At 73.8% G+C, this 12,220-nt stretch carries 10 protein-coding genes; 4 read left to right on the top strand and 6 right to left on the bottom strand.

Annotated elements, in window-relative coordinates; genetic code table 11:
• Positions 1–99: 99 nt before the first annotated feature.
• Both ACZ3ZE_RS22540 and ACZ3ZE_RS22545 read left to right on the top strand, forming a co-directional pair.
• The gene (locus tag ACZ3ZE_RS22540; protein WP_467260360.1) at positions 100–864 is read left to right on the top strand and encodes an alpha/beta fold hydrolase; all 765 of its coding nucleotides are present in this window, start codon (positions 100–102) and stop codon (positions 862–864) included.
• A gap of 83 nt (positions 865–947) precedes the next feature.
• Positions 948–1,262, top strand: a complete 315-nt coding sequence (locus tag ACZ3ZE_RS22545) for a hypothetical protein (protein ID WP_467260362.1) — start codon at positions 948–950, stop codon at positions 1,260–1,262.
• Here the strand turns inward: ACZ3ZE_RS22545 and ACZ3ZE_RS22550 are convergent.
• Entirely contained in the window at positions 1,253–4,270 is a 3,018-nt protein-coding gene (locus tag ACZ3ZE_RS22550) for a protease pro-enzyme activation domain-containing protein (protein ID WP_467260364.1), read from the bottom strand. The two genes, ACZ3ZE_RS22545 and ACZ3ZE_RS22550, sit on opposite strands and share 10 nt — an antisense overlap.
• 350 nt (positions 4,271–4,620) lie before the next feature.
• Between ACZ3ZE_RS22550 and ACZ3ZE_RS22555 the strand changes: the two genes are divergently transcribed.
• Positions 4,621–6,285, top strand: coding sequence for a GMC oxidoreductase (locus ACZ3ZE_RS22555; RefSeq protein WP_467260367.1), 1,665 nt, complete (start codon positions 4,621–4,623; stop codon positions 6,283–6,285).
• 304 nt (positions 6,286–6,589) lie between these two features.
• Here ACZ3ZE_RS22555 and ACZ3ZE_RS22560 read toward each other — a convergent pair whose 3' ends face one another.
• The 4 genes from ACZ3ZE_RS22560 to ACZ3ZE_RS22575 form a co-directional block, all read right to left on the bottom strand.
• Positions 6,590–7,069, bottom strand: a complete 480-nt coding sequence (locus ACZ3ZE_RS22560) for a carboxymuconolactone decarboxylase family protein (protein WP_361172440.1) — start codon at positions 7,067–7,069, stop codon at positions 6,590–6,592.
• Positions 7,066–8,145 (bottom strand): NAD(P)H-dependent amine dehydrogenase family protein, encoded by a 1,080-nt coding sequence (locus ACZ3ZE_RS22565; protein ID WP_361172443.1) that lies wholly within the window; start codon positions 8,143–8,145, stop codon positions 7,066–7,068. Before ACZ3ZE_RS22565 ends, ACZ3ZE_RS22560 begins: the two co-directional genes overlap by 4 nt.
• 100 nt (positions 8,146–8,245) lie before the next feature.
• Positions 8,246–10,093 carry a hypothetical protein gene (locus ACZ3ZE_RS22570; RefSeq protein WP_467260370.1) on the bottom strand — a complete coding sequence of 616 codons (1,848 nt, stop codon included), beginning with the start codon at positions 10,091–10,093 and terminating at the stop codon, positions 8,246–8,248.
• 81 nt (positions 10,094–10,174) lie between these two features.
• The gene (locus ACZ3ZE_RS22575; protein WP_467260372.1) at positions 10,175–10,675 is read right to left on the bottom strand and encodes a GNAT family N-acetyltransferase; all 501 of its coding nucleotides are present in this window, start codon (positions 10,673–10,675) and stop codon (positions 10,175–10,177) included.
• A gap of 145 nt (positions 10,676–10,820) precedes the next feature.
• Here ACZ3ZE_RS22575 and ACZ3ZE_RS22580 point away from each other — a divergent pair, with 145 nt between their 5' ends.
• Positions 10,821–11,603 (top strand): hypothetical protein, encoded by a 783-nt coding sequence (locus tag ACZ3ZE_RS22580; RefSeq protein WP_467260374.1) that lies wholly within the window; start codon positions 10,821–10,823, stop codon positions 11,601–11,603.
• Positions 11,604–11,734: 131 nt separating this feature from the next.
• Here the strand turns inward: ACZ3ZE_RS22580 and ACZ3ZE_RS22585 are convergent, their stop codons facing one another.
• On the bottom strand, positions 11,735–12,184 hold the full coding sequence (locus tag ACZ3ZE_RS22585; protein ID WP_361172455.1) for a 2-thiouracil desulfurase family protein: 450 nt from the start codon (positions 12,182–12,184) through the stop codon (positions 11,735–11,737).
• Between the last annotated feature and the right edge of the window lie 36 nt (positions 12,185–12,220).

A 12,220-nucleotide genomic window follows, 5' to 3' on the forward strand; every position in this document is an offset into this window, starting at 1 on the left:
GCCGGACCCATTGACCCGCTTCCCGGCGGCTCGACAGACTCGGTCCTCGGCTGCCGCGGCGGGCGCGCAGCCCCACCACCTCGCGACCAGGGGGCCTGAATGACCGGCCGGGTTCTTCCGTACGACGTACAGGGCAGCGGTCCGCACCGCGCGCTCGTGCTGCACAACTGGTTCGGCGACCGCACCAGCTTCGCCCCGCTGCGGGCCGAGCTCGACGACGCCGCCGGGTCCTACGCCTTCCTCGACTGCCGCGGTTACGGGGAGGCGATCGACGCCGACGGTGCGTACACCATGGAGGAGGTCGCCGCGGACGCCCTCGCCGTCGCCGACGACCTCGGCTGGGACTCCTTCTCGGTCATCGGCCACTCCATGGGCGGCAAGGCGGCCCAGCTGATGCTGCTCGACGCCCCCGACAGGGTGCGCTCGATCGTCGGGATCTCCCCGGTGTCCGCGGCCGGCTTCCCGCTCGACCCGGAGACCTGGGAGCTCTTCGCCGGGGCCGCCGAGAACCACGGCAACCGCCGGGCCATCATCGACAACACCACCGGCGGCCGGTACGGCGACGACTGGCTCGGCGGCCTCGTCGACCGCTCCGTAGGGCGCTCCTCGGCGACCGCCTTCCGCGCCTACCTGGACTCCTGGTCCGGCACCGACTTCCACGAGCGGGTCCGCGACAACCCGGCCCCCGTCCTCCTCGTCGTCGGCGCCCACGACCCGGCGCTCGGCAAGGAGGCGATGGAGGCCACCTGGCTGCGCTGGTACCCCAACGCCCGCCTCGAAGTGTTGCCCGACGCCGGTCACTACGCCCCCGAGGAGACCCCGAAGGCCCTCGCCGACGCCATCGAGGCCTTCCTGGCGGCCTGACGGGGCGCGGACCGGCGCCCGCCGGGAGACCATGGGGTCATCCGGCGTACGACGGACGACGCGCACGCGGCTCGGAGGCGGACGTGACCTCGATGTTCCTGACGGCGGCGGTCGCGGCGGCCGTCCTGGTCTGCGCTCTGGCCGTGCGCGAGCTGCGCGCCCCCGGCACCGCCCGGCGCACGCTCGCCTTCACCCGGGACCGGCGCGCGTTGGCCGCCGGCCTCGTGGCGGCGGTGCTGCTCGCCGGGCCCGGCTGGCGGGCCGCCGGACCCGGCGCCCTGGCATGGGCGGCGCTCGTGGGCGTCCTGGTGGCGGCGCTCTCCGGGAACGGGAAGGGCCCCGCCCTCCGCGCTCACGCGCGGAAGACGGGGCCCGAAGGCTCCCACGATCAGGAGTAGTAGCCGAACAGGTCGGCGATGACGTGCACGTTTCCGGCGTTCGGACGGAAGTCGATCTTTCCGTTGACGACGGGCACGGTCACCAGGTTGGCCACCGTCTGACCGGCGGTCCAGTTGATGTTGGACGCGTTGGGCAGCGTGGTGCCGTCCGGCCAGACCGTCAGGAAGCCGCCCGAGGACGGGGACGTGGCGGTGACGTTGAGCACGACCGCCTTGGCGTTCGCGAGGGTGTGGCCGTCGTTCAGGTTCAGGACCTGGGTGACGCCGCCCTTCATCGGGGTGGCCGAGGCCGCGCCCAGGGCGTACCGGGTGTCGAGCAGACGTGCCGGACCGGCCGAGTGGAAGGAGGCACCCTCGGCGCCGGCCGTGTAGTAGCCGAAGACGTCGGCGATGAAGTGCACGGAGCCGAGACCGGCGTTGTACAGGTTCACCGTGCCGTCGGGACCGATCGGCAGGACGACCATGTTCGGCCGGGTCTGGCCGGTCAGCCAGTTGATGTTCGACGAGGTCGGACGGGTCGCGCCGCCCGGGTACGCGATGAGGTGACCGGTCGACTTCGGCGCGGTCGCCGTCACGTTGAGCACCACGGCGGTGGCGCCCGTGGCGGGGACGCCGCCGCTGCCCGCGACGGTCAGGGCGACGGTGCCCTGGCCGGCGACGGGCGTGTTGCCGGTGCGGCCGATGCCGTAGCGCGTGTCGAGGATGCGGGCCGGGCCGGTCGGCAGGTAGGTGCCGCCGCCGGTCGCGGTGGAGAAGTAGCCCGAGATGTCGGCGATGAAGTGCGTCGTGCCGCCACCGGCGTTGTACAGGGAGACCGTGCCGTCCTTGCCGACCGGGACGGTCACCAGGTTCGGGACGATCTGGCCCTTCAGCCAGTTCATGTTCGACGAGGCCGGGCGGGTGGTGCCGCTCGGGTACGCGATGAGGAAGCCGGCCGCGCTCGGCGAGACCGCGGTGACGTTCATGACCACGGAGGTCACGCCCGTCGCCGGGACACCGCCCACGCCGGTCACCTTCAGCTTGACCGTGCCGTTCGCGGCGACCGGGGTGGTGCCGGCGCGGCCGATGCCGTAGCGCGTGTCGAGGACACGGGCCGGGGTGAGCGCGTTGAACGTGGCGGCGGGGGAGGGCGCGACGGCCTTGCACAGGCCGGCGACTATCTCGCGCCCGTTCGGCGTGCCGAGGCCGGTGGCGAGGTCGTAGCCCGCGCCGGCCTTGTAGAGGCCGCTGTAGTTGCCCGACTGCGTCACGTTGTTGTGACCGGTGGTGACGTCACGGAAGGCGCTCGCCGGCAGCTTGTAGAGCGCCGGGTGGACGTAGCCGACAGAGCCGTTGGCCTGGCAGGCGAGGTCCTGGTTGGCCTGGCCGATGAGCGCGGCCCACACCGGGGCGGCGCCGCTGGTGCCGCCGATCACGTTCCAGTACTGACCGGCGCCGTAGGCGACCGGGTAGCCCGTGTAGTAGTCGGCGAGGCCCGCGACGTCCGGGACCTGACGGCAGGTGCCCGAAGCCGTGTTGCAGGCGTTGGTGTAGCCGGCCCCGCTGACGCCGGCCTGGAAGCCGTCGGCGGGGACGGTGTAACGACGGGAGACACCGCCGCCGGAGCCCACCCAGGTGGTCTGCGCGGAGACGGAGCCCTTCATCGTGGTGCCGCCGACGCTGAGGACGTACGGCGAGGAGGACGGGAAGTCGACCGCGAGCTGGTTCTGGTTGGGCACGCCCGAGGTCGGGTTGCCGTTGTCGTCCGGGGCGAAGCACCCGGTCGAGCCGCTGTCACCGGAGGCGACGACGACCGTCTGGCCCTGGGCGGCGGCCTGCTGGAAGATCAGGTTCTCGGCGTCCTGCGCCGAGGTCGGCGTGTTCAGCTCGCACAGACCCCAGCTGACCGAGATGACCTTGGCGCGGTTCTCGTTGACGATCTGGCGGTAGACGGCCGTGCCGTCGTTCCAGGTGTTGGGGCCCTGGTAGACGAGGATCTTGGACTGCGGGGCCTGACCGATGATGGTCTGGACGTCCAGCGCGGTCTCCAGACCGACGCCGCCGGTGGCGGCTCCGCTCGGGCCTCCGTTGACCCGCACCGGGGTGACCGGCACCTTGGTGCGGAAGCAGCGCTGGAACTCGGCGTTGTCCCGCGGGTCGTAGTTCTCGAGCGAGTAGATGGCGATGGTGGTGCCGGTCTGCACGTTCGGCTGGTTCGCCATGTTGTACTGCGTTGCCAGCGAACGCGGCGCCCAGTAGTCCTGGGTGTCGTACATCGCCGGGTAGCCGTCGACGGCCGTCGCGAACAGGGTCGAGACGTCGCCGCACATCGCCGGGGTGGTCCCGGTCAGACGCGGCTGGGGGCCCGTCTGGGCCGCGCCGGTGTCCTCGGTGACCTTCTTGCGGGGCTTGGCCTTGGCACCGGTGTTGAGCGGCTTGTACGAACCCAGCGTGCTCAGACCGGTGACCGTGCGGACCTCGTCCGCGACCCGGCCGTCGACGGCGGGAGCCGTGGTGTTGACCAGGCCGGTGGTGCCGTCCGTCAGCCGGTAGCCGTCGAACTCGGTGCTGAACGCCTTGCCCGCCTTCGCGACGGTCGTCGTCACCGGCAGCGTGAGGCCGTCGGCCTCCAGCGCGCCGACGGTCAGGCCCTTCGCCTCCAGCTCGGCGCGCACGCGCTCGACCGTCGCCGGCTCGGCGCCGAAGACCTTCGCGAACTCGCCCGTACCGAGGTACTGGCGGTAGCGCGGGGACCCCGGCGTCGAGACCTCGGCGACGAAGCGCTTCAGCGCCTCCGGGTCCCGGGGCTCCAGGACGACGCTCAGTTCGAGCGCCTTGCCGGGGGCCGGGTCGGCCGTGCGGACGGCGCCCTGCGGGACCTTCGGCGCGGCGCCGACCCGCTGCGGGCCCGGGTCGTCCGAGACCGGCGCCGCAACGGCGGTGGTCGGGACGACGGCCGTCGCGACGGCCAGGGCGGCTACCGTGGCCGCACCCCATCTGAATGCCTTCTCACGGGCGGTTCGGCCCATGCACACGCTCCCTTTCACGTTCCGCGTCGCGCGGCCGCGCGGGCAGGGAGCAGCCCGGGAAGGAGAAGTGGCAAGGCGGTTCTCCGGGCCGCGGCGTGCTGACGTCGCGGCCCGATATGCGTGAAATCCCCCCGGCGCCGTCCCCGCGCCCGTACAGGCGGCAGAGCGTCGACCAGAAGTGAAGATGTATCAGCCCCGTACTCGCGTTCGGTGCGGCGGGGTGGTGTTCTTTACCGGACCGTGATCATGGGGGCGGTTTCCGGCCGTAAGTTACCCGGCGGTTTCTCGTGACTTCCCAAGAACCCGCCAGTAGAACATGTTCCCATTCACTCAAGAGTGAGGAACGTCACGTGAGTGATACACCCGTTCCGGCCTCCCCCTCTGGAGGCATCTCCCGTCGCCGGTTCGTCAGTGGAACCGGTTCTATTCTCGGCGGTCTCGCCCTCGCCGGACAGGTCGCGGCGGCGAGCGCCGCGACACCGGCGAGCGCCGCCGAGGTCGCGGCCGCGTCCGTGTCGATCCCGCCCGGCGCCCACGTCCCCGCCCTCGTCGTCGGCACCGGCTACGGCGGCTCCGTCGCCGCGCTCAGACTCGCCCTCGCCGGAGTCGACGTCCACATGGTCGAAATGGGGATGGCCTGGGACACCGCGGGACCCGACGGGAACATCTTCGCCAACACCACCAAGCCGGACTACCGTTCCTACTGGCTGCGCACCCGGACCAAGCAGCCCCTCAGCAACTTCCTGGGCTTCCCGCTCGACAAGGACGTCCCCTGTTACACCGGCATCCTCGACGCCGAGGACTTCGCCGGCATCACCGTCTACCAGGGCCGCGGCGTCGGCGGCGGTTCGCTCGTCAACGGCGGCATGGCCGTCACCCCGCGGCGTGAGCTCTTCCCCGGCATCCTCCCCACCGTCGACCCGGCCGAGATGTACGGCACCTACTACCCGCGCGCCAACGCCGGACTGGGCGTCACCGAGGTGGACCGGTCCTGGTGGGAGAGCGCCGACTGCTACCAGTACGCGCGCGTCGGCCGCAAGCACGCCGAACGCTCCGGCTTCCCCTTCGTCTTCGTGCCCAACGTCTACGACTGGGACTACATGAAGCAGGAGGCCATCGGCACCGTCCCCAAGTCCGCGCTCACGGGCGAGGTCATCTACGGCAACAACCACGGCAAGAAGAGCCTCCAGAAGTCCTATCTGGCCCGGGCCGCCGAGACCGGCCGGGTCTGCATCTCCCCGCTGCACAAGGTCACCACCGTCACCCCCGCGGCCGGCGGCGGCTACACCGTCGTCATGGAGCGGCTCGACAACGCGGGTGCCACCGTCGAGACCAAGACGGTCACCGCCGACCGGGTGTTCTTCGCCGCCGGCAGCGTCGGCACCAGCAAACTGCTCACCCGCCTCAAGGCCACCGGCGCCCTGCCCGCCCTCAACGACCGGGTCGGCAAGAACTGGGGCGACAACGGCAACGTCATGTGCGGGCGCGCCAACCACATGTGGGACCCCACCGGGAAGCTGCAGTCCTCGATGCCCACCGCCGGCATCGACAACTGGGACGCCGGCGGAGCGTTCGCCGAGGTCGCGCCCCTGCCCACCGGCATCGAGACCTACGCGTCCTTCTACCTCTCCATCACCAAGACCCCGCACCGCGCCGAGTTCAGCTGGAACGCGGCCACCGGGCGCGTCGACCTCAACTGGGACCGGGCCTGGAAGCAGACCTCCATCGACGCGGCGAAGAGCATCTTCGACAAGATCAACGCCAAGGAGGGGACGATCTACCGGACCGACCTCTTCGGCGCGTACAAGATCTGGGGCGACCACCTGACGTACCACCCGCTCGGCGGCGCCGTCCTCGGCGAGGCCACCGACAACCACGGCCGCCTCCACGGCTACGACGGCCTGTACGTCATCGACGGCGCCCTCATCCCGGGCAGCACCACCGTCAACCCGTTCGTCACCATCACCGCGCTCGCCGAACGCAACATCGAGAACATCATCGCCAACGACATGTGAGGCGGCCGAACGCGAGGGGGGGGGGGGGGCGGCCCCCCCCCCCGGCCCCCCCCCCCCCGGGGGGCGGGCGCCCCCCCCCCCCCCCCCCCCCCCCCCCCCCCCCCCCCCCCCCCCCCCCCCCCCCCCCCCCCCCCCCGGCCCCCCCCCCCCCCCCCCCCCCCCCCCCCCCCCCCCCCAGCTCCCGTACGCCCCCCCCCGCGCGCCGCCCCACCTACACGCCACCCCAGCGGGCCGCCGGGGGGGGGGGGCGGCCGCCCGGGGGGGGGGGGGCGGGGGCCCCCCCCCCGCCCCCCCCCCTCGGCGTTCAGTGGGTCGGCAGCACGCACACCGTGTCGAGGCCCAGCACCCGGTTGAGCCGCCCGAAGGCCAGCCACGAGCCCAGGCTCATCGTCAGCTCCACGATCTCCACCTGGCTGTACGCGCCGGTCATCCGCGCCCAGAACTCCTCGTCCAGGTGGTGGTGGTCCAGCGCGTACCGCTCCGCGTACTCCGCGGCGAGCCGGGTCCGCTCGTCGAAGGCGTCGGTCGTCCGCCAGGCCAGGACGGCCTCGGGGAACTCGTCCTCGACCTTCTCCCCGTCCCGGTCGGTCCGCCAGTCCAGACAGAACCGGCACCCGTTGATCTGCGCGATCCGCAGCCGCGCCGCCTCGAACTCGCGCAGTCCGAGCGTCGTATGGGCGTACACCGACAGCGAGAAGTTCGCCGCCGCCATCCCGATCCCGGGCACCATGTCGCCCCACACGTACCCGATCGGCTCCTGCCCCTCGGGAATGTCGATGATCACCGCGGTCTCCTTCCCAGTCTCCCGAACGCCGGCCTGAGCGGCACGTCCAGCGCGTCGTACAGACCCGGCTCGGCCGCCACGAGCCAGTCGATCGCCCCCACCAGACGGCCCACGGCGGTGGCGTTGCCGCCCGCGGACCGGTTCTCGCCCTCGTCGGTCGCCTCAACCGTGACCTCGATCCGCGGCCTGCCCTCGACGATGACCCGGTGCGCCCCCGATCCGTCCGGCGGGACCGGCCAGTCCGGGGCGCAGTCCGGGTGGATCCGGGTCACGTGCTCGATGACCAGGCGCGGCTCGCCGTCGACGATCCCCTGCACCTCGAAGCGCACCGCACCCTGCGTGCCGGCCGCGAACTCGCCCATCGTCCGGGTCCGTACGGTCGCCTCCAGGGGACGCCGCTGGAGCGTCTCGCGGATCTCGTCCAGCTCGACCCCCAGCGCCCGGGCCATCAGCCGCAGCTGACCGCCCCACACCATCGTGGGCACCGACGGCAGCAGCATCGGCGGCTCGTACTCCATGGGCTGCCCCATGCCGACGAGGTAACGGACCGACTCCTCCTGCTCGTACGTCGAGTAGTCGAAGATCTCCTGGCAGCGGATCGCGTCCACCGTGCTGCCCAGCCCGCTGACCAGCAGCGGCAGCACGTCGTTGCCCCAGCCCGGGTCGACACCGGACGCGAACAGCGAGCCGCCGCCCTCCTTCACCGCCGCGAGCACCGGCTCGCGGAACTCGTCGGGCGCGCCCCGCTGGTCGTACAGCGGGTACAGCGCGGGCGTGACGACCACCGCGCCCGCGCGCACCGCGCGTACGACATCGGCGAGCGCCTCGTCGGGGCGCATGTCACCGGAGGCCGCGTACACCACGGCGCCCGGTGCCTGCGCGAGGACCGCCTCGACGTCGTCCCGGGCCGTGACGCCCAGGTCGTGCCCGAGCCCGGCGAGCCGGCCGGCGTCCCGGCCGACCTTGTCCGGGTTGGCGACGAGGACGGCCGAGAGTTCGAGCTCCGGATGGGCCGCGACGGCTCGGATGGCCGCGCGCCCGACATTTCCGGTTCCCCACACCACCGTCGGAATCATGCGCGGAGGGTAACGCCGGGGGTGCGAGGTTCCCAGAGCCGTGACACCGCTTTGCTGACGGTCTTTCAGATATGGGTGCCGGACCCGGGGAACCCGTCGCTCAGCGGCCGCCTCCTCGGCACTCGGCGTACCCCCGCGGGTCCTCTTCGGCGAGCCGGCGCAAGGCCGCCGCCGCCCGCTCGCGCGGCTCGGCGCCGTCGTCGGGCAGCCGCCAGACGAAGTGGAGCCACGGCCCCCGCTCGTCGTCCTCGCCCTCGAAGATCCCCGGCCGGTAGAGGAACCACAGCACCGTCGTGTACGGGTCGCGGGTGTCGACCCCGGCGTGGAGCGGCCGCGCGTCCCAGCGGGCCAGCAGCTCCGGCCGCGCCCGCAGCCCGGCGGCGAGCAGCCGCCCCGTGTCCCTGGCAGGCCACGACCAGCCCTCCTCGCCGACCCCTCGGGCGAGCTCCGCGTCGTACGCGGCGGCGTCGAAGCGGTACACGGGAAGCGACGGCGCGGGCGAGCCGTCGGGCAGCCGGGCCGGGTGGCTCCAGTCGCGCCACACCACCTCGTCGCCCTCCCGCACGACGATCACCCCGAGCGCCCCGCAGCAGCCCTCGGTGCACCAGGCCTCCGCGAGCTGCACCTCCCGGGGCTCCCCGGTCGCGGCCAGGTCGCCGCTGTCGAGCAGGTACTCGGGGGAGTGACCCGTGCCGCGCCCGAACGCCTCCGGCACGAGGGGCCGTCCGTCGATCAGGAACCGCGTCTCGACCGGCTCCCGCTCCACGGGGTCGTGCGCGACCACCTCGATCCGCAGCCGCCCGGGCGAAACCGGCCGCGAGGCGAACAGGCGCTCCGCCGCACCGCGCAGCCACGCCGCCCGGTGCCGCACCTCGGGAGGCGCGGACGCGTCGGCCCGGCCCGGTAGGGCGGCCCACTCGGGCGAGGTGAGCAGCGCCCCGAGCGCGTCCAGGAGTTGCTCGCGCTGTCCCTCCCGCCAGGGCAGGAGGTGGGAGGGCCCGCTGTCCAGGTCCAGGGCGAGGGAGAGCAGCACCGCCGCGCGCTCCACCGTCGGCGGCAGCCCGCAGGTCCGCCGCACCACGGTCTCGAAGACCTCCACCGCGTCCCGGTAGCGGAGAACCTCTGTCCGGTAGTCCCGTTGGCCCGTCATCCGGACGAGCAGCCGCCCCGCCCGCACCAGGAGCCGGGGGTCGGTCCGCCCGCCGCGCAGCAGCCCGGCGAGGTCCGCGGCGTCGGCGAGCAGCCGGGCCTGGGAGGGGGAGACGGTGTCGATGCCGAGCGGATCGTCGATCAGCGCCGCCGCCGCGGCCTGTGGGTCGCCGGACGCGAACGCGTCCGCGAGGACCCGCAGGCTGGGCCGTTCGGAGTGGCAGGTCAGGTGGAGCAGGGCCGCGGCCCGGGCGTCCAGCGGCTCCAGGGCGCGCACCACGACCCGGGTGAGCCCCCGCACCAGGCCCAGAACGCGCAGATACGGCACGTCGGCGGGTTCCCCGAGCCGTGCGAGCAGCGCGATGCCGACGTGGGCGGACGCCAGGTCGGGTGCCGTACGGACCAGATGGCGGCCGAGGGCGCGGGCGGCGGGTTCGTCGGCCAGGGGCAGGTCGGCGACGGCGGAGGCCACCGAGCGTCCGCTGACGGGCAGTCGGGCGAGGCGGTGGCGCACCACCTCGGCGGTGGTGCCCGGGTGGCCGCCCGAGGCCGGACCGGGTGGGACGAGGAGCGGGTCCAGGGCCTCGTGGACGGCGTCGACGGCCTCGCGGTGCCGCAGTGGGGCGGCGCGGTCCGACGGTCCGGCGTCGTCCGGGGGGAGGGCGTGCTCCGGAGGCGGATAGCAGCCTTCGGGCAATCGCCCCTCCGGCTCGGCGTCGAGCCGGGCCCGGGCATAGGCGTGGAGAGAGAGGAGGGAGGTCCGGGAGGTGAGCGGCCGACGCTCTTCCGGGGCGCTCACCGGGCGGAGGTGTACTCGATTCCGTCGATCATGCCCCCGATGCTGCCGCACCGGGGGTCGACCCGTCCAGCGCTTTGCGGACTAGACGGCGGGGGAGGCCTCGGCAGCGGGATCATCGGCCAGGCGCAGCGTCACGAACGGCACCGTGTCGCCCGGCAGGACGTACCGCTCGGTCTCCACGAACCCCCGGGCCAGCGCGAAGCGCAGCCCCTCCGTGTTGCTGGCGAGCACCACGGTCTCCACGCCCTCGTCGCTCAGCGTCCGGGCATGGGCGAGACCGTGCTCGTACAGCGCCGTCCCGTATCCCTGGCCACGGTGTCCGGGCAGGACGCGGGCGATGACCGTGGCGGCCGGCGTCTCCTCGTCGGGCGGACGCACCGTGGAGCAGCCGACGGCGACGCCGCCCGCGTACGCGACGTCGAGCCGGTTGCGGCCCGCGCGCTCGCGGACGTCCTCGGGGGAGAGCGGGGCGGTGGGGATGATCGCGTTGTGGATCAGCCGCCAGTCCTCCAGGAGCGCGAGCCCGGCGGCGGAGCCGGCGGGATCCACGGGGCCGGCCGTCTCGATACGAAGATCGTTCATTGCCGCAGGAAACCGCGCGGGTTCCGCCCCGTCAACTCCTTTGCCGCGTGACCCGGACGGGTGAGGACGCAGGGACACGCGACAGGCCCGCACCCGACCGGGTACGGATCCCCGCATTGCCCCGAGTCTCGGAGGTGGCCGACCCATGCGCGTCCGCACGGGCACCGCAACGGTGCTGACCTGTGCCCTGTCCGCGGCCCTGGTGCTGACCGGCTGCACCGCCGGCCGCTCCCCGGCCCCCGCGCCGCCCTCCGCCCGGAGCGCGCACGACGGGCGGGACGGGGGAGCGGGGCCCCGCCCGGCGCACGGCGCCCCGCGACAGGAGCGCCGCACGCCCGAGCGCATCCCCGGCATCGGCCCGGCCACGCACGCCCGCATCCCCGACGGCACCACCCAGGCGCTCGTCGTGAGCGGCGAGAACGCCGACGGCAGCGTGGTGACCGCCGTCCTCCACGAACAGGACCCGGCCGGCCGCTGGCACCCTGTCGCCGGGCCCTGGAGCGGCCACAACGCCCTGCGCGGCTGGACGGACGCCCATGAGGCCGGCGATCTCCGCTCGCCCATCGGGGTGTTCCGGCTCGGTGACGCAGGCGGGCGCCTTCCCGACCCAGGGGCGCGTCTCCCGTACGACCAGGACCAGGAGTTCGAGGTCTCGGGCACCGGCTTCCTCGGGGAGCCCCTGGAGGGCTCCTTCGACTACGTCGTCGCCATCGACTACAACCGCGTCGCCGGGACGACCCCGCTGAACAAGGAACGCCCGCTGGGGCCCGAGAAGGGCGGCGGTGTCTGGATCCACGTCGACCACGGCGGCCCCACCCAGGCCTGCGTCTCGCTGCCCCGCGAGAACATGGCGGAGCTGCTCCGCGCGCTCGACCCGGCCCGCGAACCCGTGGTCGTGATGGGGCCGGCGGGCGAGATCGCCCGCTGAGCCGCAGCCGGGGCGGAGGCGCCGCCCTGGGGTGAGCCGCCGCGGGAGTCGAGGCGCGGCACGGGCGGAGCCGTCGCCCGGGTCAGCTGTCGGGCGGGGCCGCGGCCCGGGCGGGCCCGTGTGGCGTGGTGTCACACCCCGGGCGCGGGCGTCACCGTGATGCCGTGGCGCTCCAGGAGCGCTGCCGTGACCCCGTCGCCCGGTACGAGACCGCCGCCGAAGGTCCCGTCGTACACCCGGCCCCGCCCGCAGGAGGGGCTGCGTGGCATCAGCACCGCTTCGGCGCAGCCAGCCGCCTGGGCGCGGGCGAGCGCGAGGCGGGCGCCGGCGAGGAACTCCGCCGTCACGTCCTCGCCCTGGTCGTCGACGACCTGCGCCGTGCCGTCCAGGACCGCGTGCCCGTCGCCGCCCACCAGCTCGGCGGGCCGGCGCGGGGTCGGCAGGCCGCCCGCGCTCTCCGGGCAGAAGGGCACCACGACACGGTCGGCGAGCTGCGCGTCGAGCCCGGCGGAGGGCTTGTCGCGTGCGTCGTGACGGCACGGCACGCCCCGCAGGCAGGCGCTGACCAGTACGGAGTCCATCCGGTCAGCCTAGCGAGGCGGCCGGGCCGGCGGCGC

It is taken from the genome of Streptomyces sp. NPDC023157 (genome assembly GCF_055560575.1).